22 protein-coding genes and 1 riboswitch are annotated in these 26,131 nt (G+C 58.9%); of the genes, 11 read left to right on the top strand and 11 right to left on the bottom strand.

What is annotated here, in order from left to right:
• Positions 1-115 precede the first annotated feature (115 nt).
• Both FDY93_RS18550 and FDY93_RS18545 read left to right on the top strand, forming a co-directional pair.
• Entirely contained in the window at positions 116-2,149 is a 2,034-nt protein-coding gene (locus tag FDY93_RS18550; protein WP_246068650.1) for a c-type cytochrome, read from the top strand.
• On the top strand, positions 2,146-3,531 hold the full coding sequence (locus tag FDY93_RS18545) for a catalase family protein (RefSeq protein ID WP_138237248.1): 1,386 nt from the start codon (positions 2,146-2,148) through the stop codon (positions 3,529-3,531). Before FDY93_RS18550 ends, FDY93_RS18545 begins: the two co-directional genes overlap by 4 nt.
• Here the strand turns inward: FDY93_RS18545 and sodC are convergent.
• From sodC to FDY93_RS18530, 3 genes are all read right to left on the bottom strand, one after another.
• Positions 3,525-4,064, bottom strand: a complete 540-nt coding sequence (sodC, locus tag FDY93_RS18540) for a superoxide dismutase family protein (RefSeq protein ID WP_138237247.1) — start codon at positions 4,062-4,064, stop codon at positions 3,525-3,527. The two genes, FDY93_RS18545 and sodC, sit on opposite strands and share 7 nt — an antisense overlap.
• Before the next feature lie 128 nt (positions 4,065-4,192).
• Positions 4,193-4,945, bottom strand: coding sequence for a DnaA regulatory inactivator Hda (gene hda / locus FDY93_RS18535; RefSeq protein WP_246068649.1), 753 nt, complete (start codon positions 4,943-4,945; stop codon positions 4,193-4,195).
• Positions 4,946-4,947: 2 nt separating this feature from the next.
• Positions 4,948-6,045, bottom strand: coding sequence for a DUF2066 domain-containing protein (locus tag FDY93_RS18530; RefSeq protein ID WP_240914290.1), 1,098 nt, complete (start codon positions 6,043-6,045; stop codon positions 4,948-4,950).
• Positions 6,046-6,263: 218 nt separating this feature from the next.
• Between FDY93_RS18530 and purM the strand changes: the two genes are divergently transcribed.
• From purM to FDY93_RS18485, 9 genes are all read left to right on the top strand, one after another.
• Positions 6,264-7,316 (top strand): phosphoribosylformylglycinamidine cyclo-ligase, encoded by a 1,053-nt coding sequence (purM, locus tag FDY93_RS18525; RefSeq protein WP_138237246.1) that lies wholly within the window; start codon positions 6,264-6,266, stop codon positions 7,314-7,316.
• Between the two features lie 6 nt (positions 7,317-7,322).
• The gene (gene purN / locus FDY93_RS18520) at positions 7,323-8,000 is read left to right on the top strand and encodes a phosphoribosylglycinamide formyltransferase (protein ID WP_138237245.1); all 678 of its coding nucleotides are present in this window, start codon (positions 7,323-7,325) and stop codon (positions 7,998-8,000) included.
• A gap of 61 nt (positions 8,001-8,061) precedes the next feature.
• Positions 8,062-8,814: a DUF3108 domain-containing protein gene (locus tag FDY93_RS18515; RefSeq protein ID WP_246068648.1), complete on the top strand. Its 753-nt coding sequence runs from the start codon at positions 8,062-8,064 to the stop codon at positions 8,812-8,814.
• Positions 8,815-9,044: 230 nt separating this feature from the next.
• Positions 9,045-10,517, top strand: coding sequence for an OmpP1/FadL family transporter (locus FDY93_RS18510; RefSeq protein WP_138237243.1), 1,473 nt, complete (start codon positions 9,045-9,047; stop codon positions 10,515-10,517).
• A 649-nt stretch (positions 10,518-11,166) separates the two neighbouring features.
• Positions 11,167-12,543 carry a CmpA/NrtA family ABC transporter substrate-binding protein gene (locus FDY93_RS18505; protein WP_220446248.1) on the top strand — a complete coding sequence of 459 codons (1,377 nt, stop codon included), beginning with the start codon at positions 11,167-11,169 and terminating at the stop codon, positions 12,541-12,543.
• 93 nt (positions 12,544-12,636) lie between these two features.
• Entirely contained in the window at positions 12,637-13,626 is a 990-nt protein-coding gene (locus FDY93_RS18500; RefSeq protein WP_138237242.1) for an ABC transporter permease, read from the top strand.
• A gap of 47 nt (positions 13,627-13,673) precedes the next feature.
• Positions 13,674-14,555, top strand: a complete 882-nt coding sequence (locus tag FDY93_RS18495; RefSeq protein WP_138237241.1) for an ABC transporter ATP-binding protein — start codon at positions 13,674-13,676, stop codon at positions 14,553-14,555.
• 132 nt (positions 14,556-14,687) lie between these two features.
• Positions 14,688-15,932, top strand: coding sequence for an alginate export family protein (locus tag FDY93_RS18490; protein ID WP_138237240.1), 1,245 nt, complete (start codon positions 14,688-14,690; stop codon positions 15,930-15,932).
• A gap of 112 nt (positions 15,933-16,044) precedes the next feature.
• Positions 16,045-16,857, top strand: coding sequence for a type IV pili methyl-accepting chemotaxis transducer N-terminal domain-containing protein (locus FDY93_RS18485; protein WP_138237239.1), 813 nt, complete (start codon positions 16,045-16,047; stop codon positions 16,855-16,857).
• A 29-nt stretch (positions 16,858-16,886) separates the two neighbouring features.
• Here the strand turns inward: FDY93_RS18485 and FDY93_RS18480 are convergent, their stop codons facing one another.
• From FDY93_RS18480 to FDY93_RS18445, 8 genes are all read right to left on the bottom strand, one after another.
• Positions 16,887-17,657: a HesA/MoeB/ThiF family protein gene (locus FDY93_RS18480; RefSeq protein WP_138237266.1), complete on the bottom strand. Its 771-nt coding sequence runs from the start codon at positions 17,655-17,657 to the stop codon at positions 16,887-16,889.
• Between the two features lie 16 nt (positions 17,658-17,673).
• The gene (thiE, locus tag FDY93_RS18475; RefSeq protein WP_138237238.1) at positions 17,674-19,224 is read right to left on the bottom strand and encodes a thiamine phosphate synthase; all 1,551 of its coding nucleotides are present in this window, start codon (positions 19,222-19,224) and stop codon (positions 17,674-17,676) included.
• The gene (locus FDY93_RS18470) at positions 19,221-20,030 is read right to left on the bottom strand and encodes a thiazole synthase (protein ID WP_138237237.1); all 810 of its coding nucleotides are present in this window, start codon (positions 20,028-20,030) and stop codon (positions 19,221-19,223) included. The genes thiE and FDY93_RS18470 overlap by 4 nt, the downstream gene beginning before the upstream one ends.
• Before the next feature lie 14 nt (positions 20,031-20,044).
• Positions 20,045-20,248: a sulfur carrier protein ThiS gene (gene thiS / locus FDY93_RS18465; protein ID WP_138237236.1), complete on the bottom strand. Its 204-nt coding sequence runs from the start codon at positions 20,246-20,248 to the stop codon at positions 20,045-20,047.
• Positions 20,239-21,327 (bottom strand): glycine oxidase ThiO, encoded by a 1,089-nt coding sequence (gene thiO, locus FDY93_RS18460; protein WP_138237235.1) that lies wholly within the window; start codon positions 21,325-21,327, stop codon positions 20,239-20,241. Before thiO ends, thiS begins: the two co-directional genes overlap by 10 nt.
• A 189-nt stretch (positions 21,328-21,516) precedes the next feature.
• Entirely contained in the window at positions 21,517-23,442 is a 1,926-nt protein-coding gene (thiC, locus tag FDY93_RS18455; protein ID WP_138237234.1) for a phosphomethylpyrimidine synthase ThiC, read from the bottom strand.
• Between the two features lie 99 nt (positions 23,443-23,541).
• Positions 23,542-23,640: riboswitch (TPP riboswitch) on the bottom strand.
• Positions 23,641-23,905: 265 nt separating this feature from the next.
• On the bottom strand, positions 23,906-25,273 hold the full coding sequence (gene safD / locus FDY93_RS18450; RefSeq protein ID WP_138237233.1) for a sulfoacetaldehyde dehydrogenase SafD: 1,368 nt from the start codon (positions 25,271-25,273) through the stop codon (positions 23,906-23,908).
• Between the two features lie 18 nt (positions 25,274-25,291).
• The gene (locus FDY93_RS18445; RefSeq protein ID WP_138237232.1) at positions 25,292-26,065 is read right to left on the bottom strand and encodes a sulfite exporter TauE/SafE family protein; all 774 of its coding nucleotides are present in this window, start codon (positions 26,063-26,065) and stop codon (positions 25,292-25,294) included.
• Positions 26,066-26,131: the final 66 nt, after the last annotated feature.

The raw sequence follows: 26,131 nt of genomic DNA, 5'->3' as shown, positions 1-26,131 counted from the left end.
GGAAGGCGATTACTGCCATCCATGCCCGGCTTTTGTTTTTCCGCCCACGCCATTTACAATCCGGCGTCACAGCGCAAAACCAGCATTTCTATAAAAAATCAAAATGGATTTTCAAATGTCTTTACGGCAAATGCCTGCTGTTCGCCGCGCCGGCCGCACATTCACCTTTCTGGCCATTGCCATCGCCACCGTGCTTGCCGGTTGTACCATCGCCCGCGAGTATTTCGCCCCCAAAATCACCCGCGAACACATTACCGAGGTGCGTTATCTCGACCAGGGGTGGACCGCGCAAGACCGCGAGCTTTTCTACACCACCCCTCAGGGCACCGAGCTGCAGGGGCTGCACTATCGCTGGTTGACCGCACTGGAATTGCCGTTTTCCCGGGACCCACTTGCCAGCGCTGATAATCTGCGCGGCTGGGGATTTATTGTCGATAGCGGCGGCAGTAGCACCGAAAGCGAGGCGGGACTGCACCCTGTCGGCATGGGCAGACACCTGAACAACGAGGACAACACCGAGCGCCTCGATCTCGGCTGCGCCCTCTGCCACACCGGCGAACTGCACTATCGGGGCACCGCCCTGCGGGTGGACGGCGGTCAGGCCATTCACGGTATATCCACCAGCGCGCCGGGGGAGTTCATCGTTGCGCTGAACGCCGCCGCGATAGAAACATTCATCAACCCGAGAAAATGGGCGCGCTTCGCCGACCGGGTTGCCGGGGATGACCCCGTCGCGCGCAAACAGCTCAAACAGGATCTTAAACGCTACCTGGGTGAAGTGTGGAAATTCTCCCGGGGCCCCGGTCAGTCAACGCTCTTCCCCACCCCCGAGGGCCGCGGCCGCACCGATGCGGTCGGGCGCATCGGTAACGTGGTCTTTGGCTACAATCTCGGCATCGAGGAGAACTACAAGATCGCCAATGCGCCGGTCAGCTACCCCTTCCTCTGGGATATCTGGCGTTTCGATTGGGTGCAGTACACCGGTTTTACCAACCAGGCCATGGCGCGCAATGTAGGCGAGAGCCTCGGGGTGATGGCGCCGGTGAAATTGGTGGATGAACGTGGCGCACTGCTGCCGGAGGGAGAGTTTGGCCAGTCCACTATCGACGTGGAGGGTATGCAGTGTATCGAGACCACCCTGCGCAAGCTCAAACCGCCGAAGTGGCCGCAAGATGTGCTGGGGGAAATCGACATCGCGCGCGCCCGCCAGGGAAAAGCACTGTTCGCGGACCAGTGCGCCCACTGCCACGGTCCACATGAGTCAGCCCCTTACGCCTGGCCGGTCGCCGGCGGACCGGAACAAAATCCGGCGCAGCAGGGCAGTGTCAACTGGCAGTGGGATATGGCGGGGCAGATTTCTTATGACGAGGAGAATCACCCGGTGCGGGAGGACTGGCGCGAGTCCCTGTGGGCGCTTCCCTGGATTGATATCGCCGTTATCGGCACCGACCCGACCGCTGCGCGCAACTATTTGAATCATACCTACGACCCCGGCCCGCTGGTACCACCAAACCCCGATGACTCCGACAGCCGGCGAGTCAACGCCGGCGATGGACTGCAGTTGCTACTGAATGAGCTGGTCCCCGTGCTGTACAAAAACCGCGGCATTTCCAGTGACCACAATGGCATCGCCGACTACGACGGTCTCAATGTTCCTTTCCGCATCGCCAGTAAGCCGGCCTACAAGGCGCGTCCGCTCCACGGAGTGTGGGCGACACCGCCATTCCTGCACAACGGCTCGGTACCCACCATTTACGACCTGCTTTCACCTCTGGCCGTGCGCCCGACAAAATTTGGCCTCGGCCACCGCGAATACAATCCGCAAAAGCTCGGCTACGTCACCGATATGCGCCCGGGAAGTTTCGAGTTCGATACTACCCTCGACGGTAACAGCAACAGCGGGCACCTGTTTACCGATGCCGACGTCGCCGGCCGTATTGGCAGCCGCCTGAGTGAACGCGAGCGCATGGCATTGATCGAATACCTCAAGGTAATGGGTAACCCCGAATTCAGTACTGCTCTCGGCGGCGACCCGCAGAACTGGGATCGGTACCCGGCCCCACCCGCCAGCGCCATTGGCGAGATGGCCTGCGACAAGTACCGCCGCAACCCGGGAAATACATTGGTGCAGAGGCAGGTGCAACCATGAGCTACACCCTTCTCACCACGGTCAAGATATCGGCACTGGCATTTACTTTTTTTTGCGCAGCAAGCTTCGCCGACCAGGACCATGAACACAGGCGAGAATCCCTGCGCGCGCTGGATGCCAGTATCCAGCAACTGGGTATGGATGTATCCAGTGCGGAGCGCGACGCCATCGCTTCCGCCATGCTGGCGGGGCTCGACGTTTCCCGCGCCGCACAGCAGCAGAACAGCCCCCGTTACGGCGACCGGTTTCGCCGCGACGCCCATGCCAAGGCCACCGGCTGCCTGCGCGCGGAGTTTGAAGTAAACGGCGATATTCCCAATCAGTTCCGCCACAGCGTGTTCGCCAACCCCGGGCGCCGGTACCAGGCCTGGATTCGCTTTTCCAATGGCGACATGCTGGTGCAGACCGACGGCGAGAAAGACGCGCGCGGAATGGCGATCAAGCTGATGGGAGTTAACGGTACGCCTCTCGCGCCAGAGCTGGGTGCCGGCGGCACCCAGGATTTCCTGATGGCCAACAACCAGGCGTTTTTCAATCGCAACATCCACGACTATGCGGAGAACATGCAGCATCTGGCCAGGCTCGACCGAAGCGGATGGTTTTTCAGCCTGTGGCCGCCGCGCCTGCATCTGAAACAGCTGGTTCGGGCCGCGCAGACCGTGTCGTCTACCATCGACACCCCACTGCAAGAGCGCTACTTCTCCATCCTCCCCTACCGGTTGGGGGAAACGGAAATTAAATTCGCCAGCCGTCCCTGCGCCGGCGCCGACTATCCGATCACCGTCGACCAATCCGATGAGAACTTCCTCACCGCACAGCTCGCCGACAACCTGCAGTCAGCCAGCGCCTGCTTTGACTTTGTGGTGCAGCCGCGCAACACCGATGCCAACACACCACTGGATGACGCCACCGTGATCTGGGAAGAAAAAGACTCGCCATTTATCCCCATCGCGCGCATTCACATCCCGCCGCAAACCTTCACCAGCGAGGCGCAGTGGGAGTTCTGCGAAAACCTCTCCATGAACCCCTGGCGCGGGGTGGGCGAATGGGAACCGCTGGGCAGCCTCAACCGCGCGCGGCGGCTCGTGTACCATGCAGTGTCGGAGTTTCGCCACACCAGCAACAATGCTCCGCAACAGGAACCAGAGGGCTGGTGCCTGCCGGGAGAGGTGTGCACACCGCAACAGGGGTTGAACATCGTCAAACCGACCTGGCCCCTGCCACGGTGTTTTGATGCGCTGGCGCGCTCTGTGGATGGACAGGTTTTAGACAGCCAGTGTGCGGATGATTCTTATGCAATCGACTTCAGCGCGCAGAAGGTGGAGGCGGGGGCTGCACCTGGCAGCAGCGCCGCCACCAAATCAATTCAAAGCCACTACTGAATAACACCGCAGGCCATGCGCGCGCCACCGCCACCCAGCGGGCTCGGGTGGTCGGAGTAGTTGTCGCCACCGGCGTGGATCATCAACGCCCGCCCTTTCAGGTCGGATGTCTTCACCCGCGGCGCCAGCACCGGGGTCGTCGCTTTGCCGTCGCCGTCTACATACAGCGCCGGCAGGTCACCCAGGTGGCCGTCGCCCCAGGGCGCCCCGTGTTTGCCGGTCTTGTGCGGGTCGTAGTGTCCGCCGGCCGCCAGCCCCGGCACCATTTTCCCGTCCTTTTCCGCCGGCTCGCAGCTGCCGTTTTCGTGCAGGTGAAAGCCGTGCTGCCCCTCAGGCAGTCCCTTCAGATTCGGTGTAAACACCAGGCCATACGGCGTCTCTGAAACCGTGACCGTACCCAGCAGGGTGCCGACGCCCTTGCTGTCGAGCTTCAATACACTGACCACGGTCTGCGCACTCGCAAAAGCCGCCACGCTCATCAGTATTGCGGCAGCACCGGTGCGGATCAGGAAATTTCGGGGAAACTGGAACATGCGCGTCCTCCACTGTGTGCCGGTCGCTGCAAACGGTGCCGGCGGATAAATTCACGCTAACGAATACAGTGTAGAAGCAAATGCCAGAAAGGCCGGGCAAATGCGCCGGCCGCGGGGCTGGTGCAGGTTCAGATATTTAAAACCTGTTTGACGAAGGGGATCGTGATTTTGCGCTGGGCCTGCAGCGATGCGCGGTCCAGCTGTTCCAGGCAGGCGAAGAGCGCACGGGTGTCCCGGGGTGCCCGGTGGAGGATGTAGTGCGCCACCTCCTCCGAGAGATCGAAACCGCGCAGCCTGCTGCGCTGCCGCAGGGCCGCCAGCTTGTCGTCGTCGCTCAGAGGATGCAGCTGGAAAGTGAGCCCCCACTGCAGGCGCGACTGCAGATCCGCAAGTTCCAGCGCCAAACCGCGGGGCGACTTGCGCGCACCGAGTAACAGCTGGCGGCCGCTGTCGCGGAGACGATTGTAGAGGTGGAACAGCGCCGTCTGCCAGTTGCGACGGCCTTCGATCAGATGGAGATCGTCAATACACACCAGATCGAGATATTCGAGCCCCTCTACCATTACCTCCGGGTCACCGTCGATCAGGTCCGCCAGTGGCAGGTACTGGAACCCGCGATGAGCGATCTCCGCCCCCTGGCACGCCGCCTGCAGCAGGTGAGTGACACCACTACCAGACTCTCCCCACAGATAAATGCAGGGCTCGGCGTTGTCGCCACTGGCAAACGCCCGCAGAAGACCGACGATCTGTCGATTGCCACTTTCCAGCCCCTCACCCTCACTGCAGGGCTGGAAAAAATTCGCAAAAGTGGCGTCGTCCCGCAGGGAAACACCCAGCGAGAGCTGCTGTGGCACGCCACCAGATTGTTTATTCTGCGCCACGATCAGTGCCAGCTGTAGCGAAGCGGATTCTGCGCACTGCCTAAGGGTGCGCGGTAACCGGTGAGATCCACCAGCCCATCTTCCGCCGCCAGTTGCAGGTTGCGGTTGAGCGACAGTACGTCACGCAACGTTTCCAGCTGGATACTGGTGGTGAGAGACAGGGTCAGCCGGTCGCCGTTGACCGCCAGCACATCGGCACTGCTGACCTGAGCCAGCCCCTGCAGGTAACGGGTGGCCGCAGAGTAATCCGCAAAGCTGCGGATACCGGCAATTTCCACCAGCACCGCACTGGCGACGCCAGAGTCACCGGCGCGCACGGCATAGCGTTCAGCCAACCGGTTGGCAGCCTCATTCACTCCGCGCAGGGCCACTTCCTCCAGAGAACTGCCCTCGGCATCAAATGCATAGCTGCGGCCTCCGTGTATCAACAGCCAGTTGGCTTGCCAGCGCTGGGCCGACGTCTGCAGCAAACGCCCCATCAGAGTGGCGTCGGGGCGGTAGCGGACGCCCGCCTGCTGGGCGGCGCTCTCGTCCTGGGCCCAGAGGCTGCCGAGTGGCATATTGCGCTGGTCGTTGAGGTCCATCACCGGAAAATCAAGCGGCAGACCGCGCTCCATGGCGAGGCCGTCCAACAGGCCAAACAGCTCGGGATAATCGTCCTGGCCCAGGGTGTCGCGACCGTGCTCCAGCGTATCCACCGCCATCCACACCAGAGTGCCGGGGCGGTTGTTGGGCCACAACGGCAACTGCAACTGGTGCACCAGCTCGTTCACCGCCTTGGGATCGAAGGTCAGGTTCAGATACAACTGGTTGTTGTCGCTGTCATAGCGATAGCTCTGCACATACTTCTGTGCCTGCGCCAACACCGGCGCCAGTTTGACGTCGCTGGTGATCTTCTGGTCACCGGTCACACGTATGAAAACCCGCCCCAGGCCACGCACCGCGGCATCGGCACGGTCGGTGGCACCGCGGCTGGGTACCGCTTCGCTTACTTCGTACAGATCGGGCAAAACTCTGGCCGAAGACGGCATTGCCAGCATGATTGCCGCCAATAACAGCGAGAAACAGAGCACCACACGGAAATTCGTCGTTAATGGCATCGGCTCTCAGCCCCCTTACCTCTTATGATTTTGCGTGCGACCACACTGGCTACAGGCAGCGGCTTGCGGTGCACCTGCGCGCTGGGAGTCGCCTCCCGGCAGTCAATTAGCGGCTATTGTATCAGTGTCGGCTATTTCTCCCAGCCTTCAGTTCGCACATTGTGTACTTTTTCCACTAGAATACGCGCCCTCCGAAACTGGCCCTTACAGGTTGAACCATGAGCGATTCCAAGCCCACCACTCCCTCTCTCAGCTATAAAGATGCCGGCGTTGACATCGACGCGGGTAACGCGCTGGTTGAGCGCATCAAGCACGTTGCCAAGCGTACCGCGCGCCCGGAGGTGATGGGCGGACTGGGCGGCTTTGGCGCCCTGTGCCAGCTGCCAAGCGGCTATAAAGAGCCGGTTCTGGTCAGCGGCACCGATGGCGTTGGCACCAAACTGCGCCTGGCTATGGACCTCGGCATCCACGACACCATCGGTATCGACCTGGTGGCCATGTGCGTCAACGATCTGGTGGTAGCCGGTGCCGAACCGCTGTTTTTCCTCGACTACTATGCCACCGGCAAGCTGAACGTCGACATCGCTGCAGACGTGGTGGGCGGTATCGGCAAGGGTTGTGAGTTGTCCGGCTGCGCTCTGGTGGGTGGTGAGACCGCGGAAATGCCCGGTATGTATGAAGGCGATGACTACGACCTCGCCGGCTTCTGTGTTGGTGTGGTAGAGAAATCCGAAATCATCGACGGCAGCAAGGTAGCCGTGGGCGACAAGCTCATCGCCCTGCGCTCCTCCGGCCCCCACTCCAACGGCTATTCGCTGATCCGCAAGGTGCTGGAAATCAGCGGTGCCGATCTGCAGAAAGACCTGGAAGGCAAAACCCTGGCCGAATCGCTGATGGCCCCCACCCGCATCTATGTGAAGAACCTGCTGACCTTGATCAAAGAAGTGCAGGTCAATTCCCTTTGCCACATCACCGGTGGCGGCCTGCTGGAAAACCTGCCGCGCGTGCTGCCGGAGAATACCCGCGCCGTGATCGACACCAAAAGCTGGGAGCTGCCGCCGGTATTCCGCTGGCTGCAGGAGGCCGGCAATATCGAAGGCCGCGAGATGTACCGCACCTTCAACTGCGGCGTGGGCATGGTGATCTGTGTACCGGCCGCGGACGCGGACAAGGCGCTGGCAAGACTGCAGGAACTGGGTGAAGAAGCCTTTGTGGTGGGCAGCATCGAAGCCGGTAACGGCGGCGAAGCCGTTGAGCTGGCGGGACTCTGACCCTCCATGCCGACAACCCCTGACCTCGCCTCCAAAAGTACTGGCAAATGCCGCGCTGTCATTCTGATTTCCGGCAGCGGCAGCAACCTGCAGGCGTTTCTCGACGCGGCCGCCGATGACGCTTGCGGCTACACCGTGGAAGCCGTAATCAGCAACAAAGCGGACGCCTACGGCCTGACCCGGGCAAAAAATGCTGGCGTCGATACCGAAGTCCTGAGCCATCGGGACTTCACCGACCGCGAAAGCTTCGATGAAGCCATGGTCGAGGTCATCGACGCCTACCGCCCGGATCTGGTAATCCTCGCTGGCTTTATGCGCATCCTCACACCGGGTTTTGTGCGCCACTACAGCGGTCGCCTGTTGAACATTCACCCGTCCCTGTTGCCCAAGTACCAGGGTTTGCACACCCACCAGCGCGCGCTGGAGGCCGGTGACCGTGAGCACGGTGCCACTGTGCACTTCGTCACCGAAGAGCTGGATGGCGGCCCGCCTATCCTGCAGGCGGCAGTCCCCATCGAGTCCGGCGACACCGCCGAGACCCTTGCACAACGGGTGCTGGTGCAGGAACATCGGATCTATCCGCTGGCCGCCAGCTGGTTTGCCCAGGGGCGGCTGAGAATGGTCGATGACCGCGTCGAGCTGGATGGTGAACTGCTGCCCCGTTCGGGAAAACGTCTCGACTGACAGGCCGGCTACACTTCCGGCCTGAGTCATGGAATCAGAATTACAGGCCGGAGGTGGAATCTTGTCCCACTACGCAGCATTCAACGCTATTCTCACTTTTTTCTTCGCGCTTGCTGTCAGCGCGGCCTCATTTGCCGAGGAAAGCGCGCCTTCGGCGCCGCCCGCCCAAGTACTTGTTCCCTTCTCCGCCACGTACCAGGCAGAATTCAGCGGTTTTGGCGTCACCGCCGAGCGCAGACTCAGCGGCAACCAGAACAGCTGGCGCCTGGATTTTTCCGCTCATTCCATGTTCGCGAAAATCGAAGAATACTCCCGCTTTACCCAACAGGGTTTGCGCCTGATTCCCCAACACTACGATTATCAGAAATCCGGCCTCGGCAAAGACCGCCACACCGCGCTCAACTTCGAAGACAACGCCAGTCGTGTCATCAATGTCTACGACAAATCCCGCAGCATCAACAATGCGCCGGAAAACGTTCAGGACAAGATCAGTTACCAGCTGCAACTGGCTGTCGACATCGCCAACGGCAAGTCGCCATTGAAATACCTAGTGGCCGACGGAAAAAAAATTCGCGAATACGAATTTGAAATCTCCGGTAAGGAGAAACTCAATACATCAATGGGTGTGATCGAAACGATCAAGGTACAGCGTGTGCGCGCAGAAGATGCCGAACGCGTCACGAACATCTGGTTTGCGCCGGAGTGGAATTACGCACTGGTAAAGCTTATGCAGCAGGAAGATAATGGCAAAAGCTACCAAATCACCCTGACAAAACTATCCATCGACGGCAAAGAAGTCCGCATAGAAAACTGAGCCGGAAAATTTTCTCACATCTTCATGAAAATCTACGCCAAAACGTAGATTTTTCCGCTTAGGGCTACTATAAAGTCGTCGCATTCTCCACGAACGTAAAATTCTCACTGCTAGAATCAAGCTACTGGGAATTTGTTTGCTTTTGAAAAACCATTTCTGGAAATGCTTCTCAGCCAGACTCGGGCATCCTTCTCCCGTCGGCATAAAATTCAGCAATAGAGTGGGACCTCATGACTATCAAAACACTGCGTAAGGCCGCACTGGCCGCGGCCATCTGCTCCGTGTCCAGCGGCATTTATTCCAGCGGTGCCATGGCCGCCGGCTTTTTACTTCAGGAATCCAGCAGCTCCGGTCTCGGCCGCGCCTTCGCTGCAGAAAACGCCATCGGCGACAACGCAGCCATTCTCGCCCGCAACCCGGCCGGTTCTGCGCTGTTCAATGAAATAGCCTTTTCTGTCGGCGTGACCTATGTGAATCCGGAAATCGACGCCGCCGGCACCACCGACTACTACCTGCTCACACAAACCGGCCCGTTTCCCGCAGCTTCTGTTTATGCGGAAGCCAATGACTATGCCAGCAGCGCCTGGGTACCCAATGCGTATCTGGCAGTTCCCTTTGACGATTGCTGGTCTTTCGGCCTCGCCGTCAATACCGACTATGGTCTCGAGACTGATTTCGCCTCCAACTGGCCGGTCACCCACATTGCCGACAAGACAGAGCTGCTGAGCGTGAATATTGCGCCGTCTGTCGCCTTTGATTACAACAACCAGTTCAGCATTGGCGTATCCGCGAATTTTCTGTATGCGGATGCCACATTGAAGTCCACAGTTCCATCCAATTTCAGTCTGGCCCCAAGTCTGGCCGGTGCGCGTATTCTGGATGCAGACGGTGATGACTGGGATTACGGCTGGAGCATCGGCGCGCTGTGGCGCAGTGTGGACGGCCGTACCCGCATCGGCCTCTCCTACCAGTCGGAGCTGGACCCGGAAATCGAGGCGGACGTAAACTCAGATCTCTTGCGCTCTCTTACCACTGGTGCTCTGCTGAACAATGAGCCGGCCAACCTGACTCTGGACCTGCCGGATATCGCCGAGCTGGGTATCTATCACCGCTTCCATGAGCAGTGGGGCATCGCTTTTGGCGCTTCCTGGACCGACTGGGATGACTTCCAGCGCCTCGAGGCATTCTTCCCGGATCAACCAGCCAATGGCGTCGGCCCGATTGACTACAACCCGTTGCATATCAAGGAAGAAAACTTCAAGAGCGGCTGGCGCTACAGCCTGGGCCTGGAGTACTACCCCTGTGAAGAGGTTACCTGGCGCGTCGGCTACGCCTACGACGAGGGCGCAGCCCGCGATGGCATCAACCAGGACGCGGTTGCAGAAACAGCGTCTTACGGCCTGGGCGGCGGCGCCGGACTGCCGGTTACCTGGCGCACCCTGTCCATCCCCGACGCAGATCGTCAATGGGTGACCATCGGGGGCACCTACAAGTGGAATAACCAGCTGAGCATCGACGCCGGTCTGGCCTACCTGTGGGGCGACGACGAGCCAATTGAAGAGTTCTCTGCACTGCCCATTCCCGCGAACATCGCCGGTACACTGCCAGTTCCCGGAGTCCAGGGCCTCGGCACCTACTTCGATGGGGGCACCACTAATCTGGAAGCCTGGCTGGTGGGCGCATCCCTGAACTACAGCTTCTGATATACATTCTGACAACACCTTGTCAACGGGGCCGGATGCCAAGCATCCGGCCTTTTTTTATCCCGCTCTCTGCTCCATTTTCAGGCGTACGCACCACATCGGCTTGCGCCGCGCACCGAAAATGACACAGCTGCGTTGCAGAAATTTCTTTGAATCCCCTACCCCCAGCCGCCAAATCCCCGCAAGTAAATCTGCTGCCAGTATTTTTCCAACCTGAATCCACTAAACACTCCCAAATCCAACCCCGCGTAAAAAGCCGTAGAAAATTCAATTACTTGCAACACAATCCCATCGCACTGCCCTCTCTGCCAGAACCTCGACTTGCCAGGTCCATAGACCGCTTCACAACACGCCCGACAAAAAAGTTGGCACAGAGACTGCAATGCTACCGGTAAAGGCGGAATACATCCTCCGCACCGAAATGAACCGGCAACTGACGCCCCTCATTTCCGACGACCGTTTCCGTTGACTTGCCGGGTACTCCCTGAAACCCGGAAATAACTAGATTGGCAACGCATTGGCGTTTGCCCTTGAGCAGAGGCGCTCACCGATCCTGCCCCGTTTGCAGGACATCGGTGAGCGCTTTTTTTTTGCGCTGATTTTTTTACCGAACTCAGATAACCCTTTGTATCGCAGGAGCACAACACCCATGAACTGGAAAATGCCCTTCAAGAAAATATTTGCCCCGCTGGTAGCGGCGGCTGGAATAAGTTGCGCCAGCGCGCAGGTCGTCGCACTCGGCTATCCGGAAAAAGAGGAGCTCACCTTTGGTTTTATCAAACTCACGGATATGGCGCCTATCGCAATCGCCTATGAGAAGGGCTATTTCGAGGAAGAGGGTCTCTACGTCACCATCGAAGCCCAAGCCAACTGGAAAGTCTTGCTGGATGGCGTGATCGACGGTCGCCTCGACGGCGCACACATGCTGGCCGGCCAGCCCATTGCCGCCACCATGGGATTCGGCACCAAAGCCGAGATCATCACGCCCTTTTCCATGGACCTTAACGGCAATGGTATTACCGTCTCCAACGCCATCTGGGAGCAGATGAAACCAAACATCCCGAAACAGCCAGATGGCAAGCCCGTACACCCGATCAAGGCGGATGCGCTGAAACCCGTGGTAGAAAAATACAAGGCGGATGGCAAGCCTTTCAATATGGGCATGGTTTTCCCGGTATCCACACACAACTACGAACTGCGCTACTGGCTCGCTGCCGGCGGTATTCATCCCGGCTTTTACGCACCGCACAAGGGCGACATTTCCGGGCAGATTGACGCCGACGCCCTGCTCTCCGTTACCCCGCCACCACAGATGCCCGCCACTCTGGAAGCCGGGACTATCTATGGCTACTGCGTGGGCGAGCCATGGAATCAGCAGGCGGTATTCAAAGATATTGGTGTACCTGTGGTGACCGACTACGAGATATGGAAGGACAATCCGGAAAAAGTGTTCGGGATCACAAAAGAATTCGCTGAAAAGTATCCCAACACCACCGTGCGCATCACCCGCGCCCTGATTCGCGCAGCCATGTGGCTGGATGCAAACAACAACGCCAATCGCCCGGAAGCGGTAAAGATCCTGTCTCAATCAAACTATGTGGGTGCGGACTATGAGGTGATCGCCAACAGCATGACAGGCACCTTTGAATACGAGAAAGGCGACAAACGCGAAGTCCCGGATTTCAATGTGTTCTTTCGCTACAACGCCACCTACCCCTACTACTCAGACGCTATCTGGTATCTGACCCAGATGCGACGCTGGGGGCAGATCTCCGATGACAAATCCGATGACTGGTACAAAGAGCTGGCCGCAAAGGTCTACCGCCCGGACATCTACCAGGCTGCGGCCAGATCATTGGTTGCCGACAAACTGGCCAGTGCCGATCAGTTCCCGGACTTCGCCAGTGAAGACGGATTCCGCGATCCGCAGACACACTTTATCGACGGTATCGTCTACGACGGCCACAAGCCCAACGAATATATCGACAAGTTCACCATCGGCTTGAAGTCCGGCCAGAAACTCTAAACGCCGGCGGGCGTATCCGCCGCCATCCTCAGCGCCCGATACGCCCCGAACGTCATAGACCGAAGTGTTTACCGAGAACCGAGGTAACAAATTATGAATACCACTGCCGCGCAGCTCTCAAATTTCTTTAAGGTGCGGATCCCGCAACTCGACAGCCGTGTTGTCGTTACCGTTCTCCGGCAACTGGCTCTGCCTCTGTTGGGTATGCTGGCGTTTCTGTTCCTTTGGTCGGCCACCGCGCAAAACATAGATACTTCGCTCGGAAAATTCCCCGGGCCCAGCGCAGTAATCGAACAGTTCGACGCGCTCTATAGCGAGCACCAGCGTTCGCGGGAAAAAGAGCGCGCGTTTTACCAGCGTCAGCAAGAACGCAACGCGGAGCGTGTCGCCGCGGATCCAGCCTACCAGCCCAAAATTCGCGCATACACTGGCAAGGAAACGTTCATCGACCAAATCAGCACCAGCCTGGTCACAGTGATGTGCGGTTTCCTGTTGGCGGTGGTCATCGCTGTGCCACTGGGAATCGCCATCGGCCTTAGCAAATCCCTGAACAGTGCCATCAATCCGATCGTGCAGATATTCAAGCCGGTTTCTCCCCTTGCCTGGCTGCCGCTGGTGACCATGGTGGTGTCCGCACTTTATACGAGCCCCGAACCGTTGATTGCAAAGTCCTTTCTGAACTCCTTGATCACCGTAACCCTGTGCTGCCTGTGGCCTATGGTGATCAACACCGCAGTGGGTGTGGCGGGGATCGACCAGGACCTAGTGAACGTAAGCAAGGTGCTGCGCCTGTCCGCTCTGCGCCATGTGCGGAGAATCGTGTTGCCCGCTTCGGTACCGATGATTTTTACCGGTATGCGCCTGTCTCTCGGTGTGGCCTGGATGGTGCTGATCGCGGCGGAGATGTTGGCGCAAAATCCGGGGCTCGGAAAATTCGTATGGGATGAATTTCAAAATGGCAGCTCAGACTCACTCGCGCGCATCATGGCGGCGGTACTGGTGATCGGCTTTATCGGCTTTCTGTTGGATCGCGGCATGCTGATGTTGCAGAGGCTGGTGTCCTGGGACAAAGCCGTCAGTTAATCGCGCACCCAATACTGCAGAAACAATTTTACACGGAGATCAACCCCATGAGCGTACTACTGGACATCAGCCATATCGACATGGAATTTCCCACACCTCGGGGCAACTTTACAGCCCTGCGCGATGTGGACCTGAAAATCCAACAGGGGGAGTTCGTCTCCTTGATCGGACACTCCGGTTGCGGAAAATCCACCGTGCTGAATGTAGTCGCCGGTCTTTATCAGGCAACCCGCGGCGGCGTCATTCTCAATGGTCGGGAGGTCACCGAACCGGGCCCAGAACGCGCCGTCGTATTCCAAAACCACTCGCTGCTGCCCTGGCTCACCGCGTATGAAAATGTGGAACTGGCTGTGAGGCAGGTGTTCGGCAAGAGCAAATCCAAAGCGGAAATGCGCGCGTGGATCGAACACAACCTGGCGCTCGTACACATGAGCCACGCCATGCACAAACGCCCGGGTGAAATCTCCGGCGGTATGAAGCAGCGCGTTGGTATCGCCCGCGCCCTGGCCATGCAGCCACAAGTTCTCCTGATGGATGAGCCTTTCGGTGCACTGGATGCGTTGACCCGCGCACATATGCAGGACTCACTGATGGAAATCCAGGCAGAGCTGCGTAACACCATCATCATGATTACCCACGATGTGGATGAAGCGGTACTTCTCTCTGATCGCATTGTGATGATGACCAATGGGCCCGCTGCAACGATCGGAGAAATTCTCAGTGTGGAACTCGAGCGCCCCCGCGACCGCCTCGCACTCGCCGACAATCCGCAATACAACCAGTACCGTGCGCAAGTTCTCAAATTTCTGCACGAGCGCCACAGCAAACCAGATGTACCGGTGAAAAAGAAAGCCGCTCCGGCTTCGGCTCACGCTACCCCCGCCTGGACATCCGGACACACCGCGAAAGCTGTCGGGGACGCCGCCTGATCGGCAACGTGAAATTCCCACTCGGGTCGCCGCAAAATCGGTGTAATCTCCAGGGATCACTGCCGCGGGCAACACCAGTGGATCATCAAACAACAGACCGTATTTGAATACCCAGGAACAGGAATCCAAATAATGAAAACCAACACCTCCACCTTTCAGACCACCACCCTGTTGTCTCGCCGGACATTGGCCAGCACCATCGGTGCCGCAACCATCGCTGTCGCCAGTGTTCCCGCGTTGGCACAGGAATCGATTGAGCAGGAAGCTCCGGTGGTAACCAGCTTCGGCGATGCTCTGAGCCAGGGGGACGTTACCCTGGGCTTCCGTGCGCGCACCGAAATGGTCGACGCCGCCGGCAGTGATAGGCTGGACCTCACCAGCCTGCTCACCCGTCTGACGTTCTCCTCTGCCAGCTATCAGGGATTCAGCACCCTGATTGAGATGGATGACGTCACCCACATAACCGATTTCGAAGGCGGCGTAGCCGATGCAGAGGGCACCGAGGTCAACCAGGCCTACCTGGCCTACACGGCGGGCGCCACCACGTTGAAGTACGGTCGCCAGCGCATCCTGCTGGATAACCAGCGCTTTATCGGCGGTGTGGGCTTCCGTCAGAACGAGCAGACCTACGACGGCGTCAGCGTGAGCAACACAAGCCTCGCCGATACCAGTCTTTTCCTGGCACACATCCACAACGTCAACCGAATTTTTGGTGAAGACAGCCCTGCGGGTGATCACCGCAGTGATACCTACTTGCTGAACGCCAAGTACTCCGGATTTTCCGCCGGCGCACTGACCGGCTACGCGTACCTGCTGGACAACGAGGATGCCGCGGCCTTCTCGACCGATACCTACGGTCTGCGCTTCGCCGGCAGCCAAGCGGATCTCGGCTACACACTTGAATATGCCGTGCAATCTTCCGCTGCCAACAACCCGGCGGATTACGATGCCAACTACCTGCTGGCAGAAGCGAGCTACAAATTCGGGGCGGTTACCCTGGCGGGCGGCTATGAATTGCTGGGTGCCGATGGCGCCAATGGTCAGTTCATCACTCCTCTTGCCACACTGCATAAATTCCAGGGGTGGACCGACATGTTCCTCGGGGGCGGCTCCGGCAACATCGCCGGTGGTATTGAAGACATCTACCTCTCTGTCGGCACGAGTCTGGGCGGTGTCAAATTCGCATTGAACTACCACCAGCTCAATTCCGACGACACCAACGTATCGGGTGTAGACAAGCTCGGCAGCGAAGCCGGATTTCTTGTGGGAGGGAAGCTGGCAGGCGTCAACCTCAGTATGAAGTACAGCGCGTACAACGCGGACGAATTCAGTGTAGATACCGACAGGCTGTGGTTAACCGCCGAAGCCCAGTTCTGATGCCTCGCACACAACGATCAACCTCTTCCCAACTCACTCGTTGAGCCTTTCCCGGCCGCAAGGCCGGGCCTTTTCCTCCCCGAATGTCCAACCAAGATCCAGGAAATCGAATATGAAATGTGTGTTTGTCCTGATCCTGCTACTCCTGTGCGGTGAGCTCAGCGCCGCGAATAGCGCTTCGGATATCCCCGCTTTCAATATGGGTGACGCTATCAACATTGCCGGTCGTCAGCGCATGTTGTCGCAGCGCATCACTCAGGCCTACATCCTTCAAGGTGTGCAGCCTGATGTTGAAAAGCACCGGCTGGTCTTTGAGCGCTCGATGCGGGAATTCGAGCGCAATCTGCATCAACTGGCCAGCTTCGAGCCGGCGGCTCCGGTTCGCGACGTATTGCAAAAGGTGCAGGAAGAGTGGCGCGGCTTTGCGGAGATTGCCCGCGAACCCGCCAATAAAGTCACCGCTGCGGAGTTGTTCAGACGCAGCAATACCCTATTGCCCGCAGCGCATACTTATGTGATGCGGCTGCAGGCGCTGGCCAAACACAGCAGCGCGGAGCTGGTAAATATTTCCGGTCGCCAGAGGATGCTCTCACAACGTATCGCCAAAAATTATGTGGCGCACCACTGGGGCATTGCAGGCGACGACGCCAGCCAGATGCTGTATGAGGATCTGGCGGAATTTGAACAGATGCTAGCGTTCCTGTTGGAAAGCCCACTCAACACGCCGGAGATCACCCGTAATCTACTGAAAACACGCGGGCACCTGAGCTACGCAAGCCGCGGATTCGATGGCGACATGCAGATGTCGGAGGCACGGCAGATCCACGTGGTAACCGGAACAACCGACATCATGTTACGCAATATGAACGTGGTTACCGGGCAGTATGCGCAATTGTTGAATGAAATATCACTGGCTGCGCGCTGATACCTGATTGCGGGCCGGGAAATTCCGCTTCACACGCCGCCGCATACGGGGCACGCGCTATTGGAAGATACTGCGAGCGCACGCCATTCAAGGCTCGCGGCCTCGAACAACTGCAGTCGGTTCAGACTGGGCACCTGCAGGCCAGCGATAAACTTGATCGCCTCCAGCGCCTGCGCGCTGCCCACTATTCCGAGAGCGGGGCCAATGACGCCGACGGTAGCGCAGTTTTCCGCTTCCGGCAGCTCACTCTGCACCTTCGCAGGGGGGAACAGACACGCGTAGCAGGGACTGCTTGCAGCGTGGAAATCAAAGCTCACGAGCTGCCCGGAAAACCCCCGTACCGATGCCATCACAACCGGCACCCGCTGCGCGCGGCACACGCGGTTGATGGCGTGGCGGATATTGAGATTGTCGGTACAGTCCAACACCAGATCGAACTTCTGCTGAGAGAGCTGCACAGAAAGCCAGGCTTCGTCGGCCATGCGCGGGTGCGCATGTATGCGGATTTCCGGATTGGCCGCTGTCAGCTGTTGCGCGGCCACCTGGGCCTTTTCCTTGTCTCGGTGGTTAGTCTTGTACAGGATCTGACGCTGCAGATTGGAAATCTCGACTCTGTCGCCATCCACCAGATGCATTTCAGCAACCCCCGCTGCCGCCAGATACAGGGCGGCTGGACTACCAAGCCCTCCGAGTCCGACGATTAGTATTCGCGCGGCATTCAGTTTTTCCTGCCCGGATTCACCAATCTGCGGCAACATGATCTGGCGGCTGTAACGCTGCAACTGTTTGCGACTCAACACCATGCGACTCCACAGCTCACTGTTCCAATACTGCACGCAATTGTGCCACAGCCTCGCGGTAGTTGGGGGCGCCGGTAATCGCGCTGACTACCGCAATACTGCCCACCCCACTCGCGGCCACCTCCTGCGCCCGATCAAGTGTGATACCGCCGATAGCTACGAGCGGGTAATCCGGCAATAACGCCGCCATGCGCGCGAGCTTGTCTGGACCCTGCAGCTGGCTGCTCATGTCTTTGGTGTTCGTTGCGTAGATGGCGCCGATGGCGAGATAGCTCGGGCGGTACTGATACGCATAGAGCAACTCAAAAAAGCCGTGGGTGCTGATGCCGAGCTTCAGCCCCGCACGCTGGATGGCGTTCAGGTCCGCCGTCTGCAGATCCTCCTGCCCCAGGTGCACGCCGTAGGCGCCGCACTCGATGGCGATGTCCCAATAGTCATTGATAAAAAGACGCAAATTGTAGTGACGGCCGATGGATACTGCCTGCGCGATCTGAGCGCGCAAGTCACTGCCCGGCTGTTTGATCCGCAGCTGCAGGGTGCGCACCCCCTCTTTCGCCAACTTTTCGATCCAATCCACCGAATCCACCACCGGGTACAGCCCCAGTCGGTTGGAGTCCGGCTGCGCAAACTCCGCGGCCCATTTCAACGCGGCCGGTTCACTGTATTTCGCGAACCGCTGCGCGCGCTCGCTGCCGGCCACCAGCACTTCGGGATAATCTCTCAACTCTGTCGGCCAGCCGCAGTGCCCCACGGGACCGGCACCCGCCCCGATAGCGCCGCTGCCGCCGAGGCGCAGGCCGCGCCGCACGTAGGCGTTGGCCACTACACAGGCGTCCGTCAATGGATAGCCCTGCGCCAGCAGCGCGGCAATTGCGGAAGAAAAAGTACAACCGGTGCCGTGGTTGTTGAGAGTTTCGATTTTCTTACCGATCAACCAGTCTTCACTAAGACTCTCACCAGCACCGCGGCTTAAAAGGTCTGCAGTGACACCGGGTTCGATTTCCAGATGACCGCCGGTAACCAATAGCGCGCAGGCATGCTCGCCGCGCACACGGCGCGTGGCGGTTAACATTTTCTCGGCACTATCGACCGGCATTCCCGCCAGCCACTCCAGCTCAACGCTGTTGGGTGTGAGCAGGTCGCACAGGGGCAACAAATCGTTCAATACGGCCTCGCCGGTACTGTCTTCGGTCAGCGGCGTGCCGATAGAAGCGACCGCCACCGGGTCGTAGACCACGGGTATAGCTTCGCCACGCGCCTTCATCGCCCGCAGGAAATCCGCCACCAGTCGCACCTGTGCCGCATTCACCAGCAGGCCGATCTTGATCGCCGCCGGTTTCAGGTCGGCAAACAATGCTTCCAGCTGGGATTGCAGCGCCGCGTCTGCCACCGGGTTGATGGCGGGTACGCCGAGCGTATTCTGCGCAGTATTCGCGGTGATCGCGCTGCAGCCGTGCACGCCGAGGTCGTGCATAGTGAGCAGATCAGCCTGGATGCCGGCGCCGCCACCGGAATCGCTGCCGGCAATCGTCCATACGATTGGACGAAACTGCTGAGAGGAACTCATGCCTTTTCACCCTCGCTGACGGCCTGCTGCCAAAATGGCATATCCAGCGTCGGTGTACTGGGGCTGGCGGTCTGGCGCTTCAGCATCAGGCCGGCGTTGCGCGCGGCGCGGCCAGACTCCACGGCCAAGCGGAACGCACCTGCCATCAGAACCGGGTTCTGCGCCCTGGCGATGGCGGTATTCAGCAGCACGGCGTCGAATCCCAACTCCATCGCTTCACAGGCCTGCGACGGTGCGCCGATACCGGCGTCGATAATCAATGGCACATCCGGCAGGCGTTCGCGCAGGGTCTGCAGGTTGTATTTGTTCATCAATCCGCGTCCGGTGCCGATGGGGGATCCCCACGGCATCAGCACTTCGCACCCCACGTCCAGTAGTCTTCGGCACACAACAAGGTCGTCGGTACAGTAAGGTAAAACCTTGAAGCCGCGCTGCACCAGCTCCCGCGCGGCCTCAATCAGTCCGAACGGGTCCGGCTGCAGGTTGTAGTCATCGCCGATCACTTCCAGCTTGAGCCAGTCAGTGCCGAATATTTCCCGGCTCATTTCCGCCAGGGCGACGACTTCCTTCGGCGTTTTGCAGCCGGCCGTATTGGGCAGCAGCTGGCAGCCTGACTCCTGAATATAGTCCCAAAGCATTTTTCCCTGCTGCTGTGCCGGGCTCTGGCGGCGCAGGGACAGGGTGATGATCTCCGCCCCGGAGGCAGCCACGGATTCGCGCATGATGGCGGGAGATGGGTATAGCGCAGTGCCCACCAGCAAGCGGCTGTCAAACGCTTTGCCGTAGAGGTTCAGTTTGTCGGCCATGTTCTACTTCTCCGTTATCCGCCTACGACAGGCGCAACGATATCCACACTGTCGCCCTCGTTGAGTGCGACTTCACCATAGGTGTCGCGAGCGACGAAGTCGCCATTCAGCGCGACGGCGAAGGTTTCGCCCTGATAGCCGAGTTGCTGCAGTAGGCACTCAACTGTTTTCCCGCCGGGTTGAATCGTTATCGCTTCGCCATTGACCATTAGTTGCATCGGGTCACCTGTGCTGTGTCTGAAGTTGTTTGTTGAATCTGCATCTCCACCTGTACAACCAGCGCCGGCGCCAGCAGGTAACCGTGGCGGTAGAGCCCATTGACGCGGATCAGGCCGGGTTCGGTTTCCAGCAGGGGCATGTTGTCCATGGTGGCGGGGCGGCAGTTGACGCGGGTCTCCAGTATCCGCGCTTCGGCAAAAGCGGGGTGTATGGAGTAAAGCGCGCTGGAGAGTTCCATGCTGGAGCGCAGGGAGATCGGGCTCATGTCTTCGCTTTCGATTTCGGTGGCGCCGATGACAATCCGGTGATCCGCCCGGGGTACGGCGTAGAGCTGGTATCTGGGGTGCAGCAGACGCACGGGGCGGTTCAATTGTACTTCCTGGGTTTCCACCACCAAGACTTCGCCGCGTACGCCGCGCAGACCTTTGATTTGCTGTTTGGCACCGAGGCCGCGGGTGTCGATGACGAGCTCGAATTGTTCGCTGGCGGACGCGGTGTGGATTTTTCGCGGGGTGCAGTTTACAGGGGTGTTTTCGTGAATCCGGACGTCGCTCTGTTTCAGCGCCAGGTGCAGTGCGGGGAGAAGTTTGCGGTTGTCGATGTCGGCTTCGGTGGCGAGCCATAGTCCCTGGTCGAATCGGTCGAGTTCCGGTTCGAGTTTTGTGAGGGTGTTTTTGTCAAGCCAGTGCAGTTGCCCGGTGTTTTCTTTGCCGAGTTTTGCAGTGAGTTCCTGCTGGAATTGCAGGAGTTCGCTGCGGTCCTGTGGGTGGGCAACGAGGATGCTGCCGGTCTGGCGGTAGTCGACGTTGGTTCCGGTTTGTTGTTCTAGTTGTTTTGCCCACTGGGGCCAGTGTTGCAGGCTTTGCATACCCATGTGGTAAATGGGGAGTGGGCAGTGGTACAGCTCGGACAGGGGGGCAATCATGCCGGCGGCGGTATGGCAGGCCCCAGCCGGCTTGTCCAGACTGCCAGATTCGAAAAGCGTGACCTGATGGCCCATTGCTGACAGGCGCCACGCCAGGAGGCGGCCCATCAGGCCGGCTCCTGCTATCGCAATATTTAATTTAGCTTCTGCCACTACGTTTTTCCGAGGGTTGTTGTCGGCAAGTGTCGGGCGGCAGTGCTACGGGTAAGCCTTTGCCAGACACGCCGTGAACCCATCCATGGGGGCTCTTCCGCGAGGTCCCTCTCGCGGAAGGTCTGGCAAAGGCTTACCCGCATCACTGCCTTCGCTTCGAGCTCAAAAGTTTCTATTGAGTCCGGGAGATTAAGCCTTGTGATAAATCTCGGCACCCATGTCTTTGAACTTGATCGACATTTCTTCCATGCCCTTCTCTGCTTCCTGTTTGGCCGCCTCTAGTTGTTTTGAATAGTCCCTCACATCCTGGGTGATTTTCATCGAACAGAATTTCGGGCCGCACATGGAGCAGAAGTGGGCGACTTTTCCGGATTCCTTGGGAAGGGTTTCGTCGTGGTAGGCGCGGGCGCGCTCGGGGTCGAGGCCGAGGTTGAATTGGTCTTCCCAGCGGAATTCGAAGCGCGCTTTGGACAGCGCGTTGTCGCGCATCTGGGCACGCGGGTGACCTTTGGCGAGGTCGGCGGCGTGGGCGGCGATTTTGTAGGCCATGAGGCCTTCTTTTACGTCTTCTTTGTTGGGAAGGCCGAGGTGTTCTTTGGGGGTTACGTAGCACAGCATGGCGCAGCCCATGCTGCCAATCATGGCGGCGCCGATGCCGGAGGTGATGTGGTCGTAGCCGGGGGCGATGTCGGTGGTAAGTGGGCCGAGGGTATAGAACGGGGCGCCGTGGCAGTGTTTTAGCTGCTCATCCATGTTTTCCCGGATTTTGTGGATGGCGACGTGGCCGGGGCCTTCGATCATGGTTTGGACGTCGTGTTTCCAGGCGATTTCGGTGAGTTCGCCGAGGGTGCGCAGTTCGCCGAACTGGGCTTCGTCGTTGGCGTCGGCGATGCAGCCGGGGCGCAGGCCGTCGCCGAGGGAGAAGCTGACGTCGTACGCTTTTAATATTTCACAGATGTCTTCGAAGTGGGTGTAGAGGAAGTTTTCCTTGTGATGGGCGAGACACCACTTGGCCATGATGGAGCCACCACGGGAAACGATGCCGGTAACGCGTTTGGCGGTGAGAGGCACGTAGCGCAGCAGTACGCCGGCGTGGATGGTGAAGTAGTCGACGCCCTGTTCGGCCTGTTCGATCAGGGTATCGCGGAACACTTCCCAATTGAGGTCTTCGGCGATGCCATCGACTTTCTCCAGCGCCTGGTAAATCGGCACGGTGCCGATAGGTACGGGGCTGTTGCGCAGGATCCATTCGCGGGTTTCGTGGATATTCTGGCCGGTGGACAGGTCCATGACGGTGTCGGCGCCCCACTTGATGGACCACACGAGTTTTTCCACTTCTTCTTCAATGGACGAGGTGATCGCAGAGTTGCCGATGTTGGCGTTTACTTTACACAGGAAGTTGCGGCCGATGATCATCGGTTCCAACTCGGTGTGGTTGATGTTCGCGGGGATGATTGCACGGCCTTCGGCGACTTCGCGGCGGACGAATTCCGGGGTGATCTGCGGTGGAATGTAGATGCCTTCGCGGGCTTTTTTATAGTCCGCATCCGTCAATTGTTCGGCCAACTTTGCGCGCCCCATGTTTTCGCGCACGGCGATAAATTCCATTTCCGGGGTGATGATGCCTTGGCGGGCGTAGTGCATCTGGGTGACGTTTTTTCCGGCTTTGGCTTTGCGTGGGGCCGGTAAATTGTCGAAGCGAATGTGGTCGAGACCCTGGTCCGCCATACGTTTCTGGCTGTAGGCGGCCTGGCGGGAGTCGAGAATTTCGCTGTCGTCGCGGGTTTCGATCCACTGTTGGCGGAGTTTGGGCAGGCCTTCGCGGACGTTGGGGTTGTAGGCGGGGTCGGAGTATGGGCCGGCGGTGTCGTAGACCTGCAGGGGTTCGTTGGGCTCGAACACAGGATTGCTTTCGTCACCGCCAACAAGGCTTTGGCCGAGGCAGATTTCGCGCACGCCGACATTGATGCTTTCGGTTTCGCCCTGCAGGTACACTTTGCGGGAGTTGGGGAATTGCTGGGCGGTGAGGTTGTCCAGGAATTCTTTGGCGCGCTCCTGTTGGGCGGCGCGGCTGGATTTTGTGTTGGCGGCTTTTGGTTCCGTGACCTGAGACATGCTGACCCCTTGCGTAAATTATCCGTGTGTGGATTGCCGGGGTGCAGTGAGTGAGCGGTTTTCGGGGGCGAAGGAACGCTATTTATGCCCGAAAAATAAGCGAATTCAGATCTTGTTCCCTACGCGGGGGTTACCCCGATCAGGTTCAACGGATCTCGCTACTGCGATCTCAGCCCGAAGGCACTCCGACAAGTTGGGTCGGAGTATAGGGGAATTTTAATGTGATGGACAACTGATCTCTGAATACAACGCGAGCGTGACCTGAAATTTGGTCAACTGGCGCTTCGTAGATCGTTAGGTGGCGGCCTAGCACTGGGTGGAAGGTTTCAGTACCGAGCTAGGCGCCCCCCTTCAATACATCCCTGTACGCTGCGTCGGCGACGTCCATGCCGCCGACGCTCCTGAAACCTTCCACCCAGCACTCGCCCTTCGCGTCGGCGTTATGTACTTCGAATCGGAACAGTCAGATCACGAGTGTTTTCTGGTAGCTCATTTCGCGGATCGCGTAGCGCACGCCCTCTCGCCCTACTCCGCTTTCCTTTACGCCGCCGAACGGGAAATGTTCTGCGCGGAATCCGGGGCCGTCGTTGACGGCGAGCAGGCCCACATCCAGCTGGTTGTACAGGCGTTTGGCCAGGGCGAGGTTCTGGGTGAAGACACCTGCCTGCAGGCCGAACGGTGAGCTGTTGATAAGGGAAATCAGTTCGGATTCATCGTCGAATTTGCGCAGCGGGACGACCGGGCCGAAGGTTTCTTCGGCGACCAGTTCGGCGTCGTCGGGGACGTTGCTGAGAATGGTTGGCCAGAGGATGTTGCCTTCGCGCTTGTGGCCGAACAGGACGTTAGCACCGCTATTTACGGCGGCGTCTATGCGAGCTTGCACTTCGTCGGCGGCAGCGGTGTGGATCAGTGGGCCAATGAAAGTGTCGTCTTCGGCAGGGTTGCCGACCTTCAGTTTTGCGGTGGCCGCAACCAGTTTTTCGGCGAAGGTATCGAACACTTCGCTGTGCACGAACAGGCGTTTGGCGGCGGTGCAGCGCTGGCCGGCGGTGGCGAAGCGCTGGTTGATGGTGGCATTTACGGCGGCGTCCAAGTCGGCGTCGGGCATGACGATGAGCGGGTCGTTGCCGCCGAGTTCGAACAGCATTTTCTTGTAGCCGGCGTTGGCGGCAATGGCGTTGGCAGCGGCGGTGCCACCGGTGAAGTTGATAGCCTGGATCTGCGGGTGTTTGACGGCGTAGCTGGTGGCCTCGATGTCGGGGGTCAGCAGTTGCAGTACGGATCTGTGCATGCCGGCGGCGTAGCAGAGCTCTACCAACAATTCCGCGGAGCGTTTGTTCTGCGGGCCGGGTTTGAACAGGATGGTATTGCCGGCGGCGAAGGCCGGGCCGATTTTGTGTACGGCGATATTGATGGGGAAGTTGAACGGGGTGATGCACAGAACGGTGCCAAGCGGCTTCCACAGCACCACGCCGATTTTTTCGCGCATGGGCGGGAATGCATCGGAGTCGAGAGCTTCGCCGTTGATGTTGCGGGCTTCCATGGCGCTTGCCAGTGCGGTGTTGTAGGCGCGGTCGATTTCCACGCGGCTGTCGCTGATGGTTTTTCCGGTCTCCTCAGTGATCGCGCGGGCCAGGTCTTCTTTTCGTTCGAGGAGCAAATGCGCGAGCTTCAGCAGGATATTGGAGCGCTGGAACGCCGGTGTAGCCTGCTGGATCTTGCGGCCGGCCACCAGGGTATCGATGGCTTGGGTAACCTGTTCTCTGGTGTGGAAGTCGTAGGCTTCAATCAATTCACCGTTGTATGGATTGATGATCTGGTAGTCGGCCATGGAAACACCTGTACGTTTTTATACGGCAAATAATTGGTAAACAATGCGGCCGCCGGCAATAAGCAGCGCGGCGCGCATCAGATGGAAAAACAGTTCGCTGTTGATCCGGTTCAGCAGTGCAATGCCGATGCGGGTGCCGATAATGGCGGCTACGGTGAGCAGCAGGATCAGCCCCAGATGATCGGAGAAGGCAAAGCCGAGATAAATGAATGCAGGTACTTTGAGTGCGTGACACCAGGCCTGCATGACGGATTTGTTGGCGACGATCTCTTTCGGCGTCATGTCCTTGCGCACGAAGAATGCGGCCAGCAGCGGGTCCACCGCACCGGCAACAATACCGAGGGTGCCGGTGGCGATGCCCACCCAGAAAAAATTGCGCGGCTTGAGGCGGATTTCCGGGAGTTTTTTCGGTTTGAAGACGGTGTAAAAAATCAGCCCGGCCAGCAGCACCAGAGGCAGTTGTTGCCAATCCAGTTTCGCGAGCCCCAGGGTCATTGCCGCGGAGCCTAAGGTGCAGCCGATAAAGAACGGGATGCACTGGTCCCAGCGGATGTGCTCGCGCACGTAGACCACACGGGCGAGGTTATTCATCAACTGCACCGCGCCGTGAATCGGCACCAGCGCGCGCAGGGGGATCACCACATTGAGCGCGGCAAACATCAGGATGCCGCCCGCGCCGCCGGTAACTGCGGAAATGAAGGCGCTGACCACACAGACAAGCAACAGCAACCCGAGGGCAAGGCTGGGGTTCTGATCTGGCATCAGACTGAAAAGCGCACCCAACTCGGCCAAGGCCTTCCCCTGTTTACTATCGCTATGCGGATGGTTTTTGAACGATGGGCAGTGTACCCATAAGAC

The organism is Microbulbifer harenosus (assembly GCF_005771435.1).
Taxonomy (GTDB): Bacteria; Pseudomonadota; Gammaproteobacteria; order Pseudomonadales; family Cellvibrionaceae; genus Microbulbifer; species Microbulbifer harenosus.
This window is presented reverse-complemented; position numbering and strand designations above follow the sequence as displayed.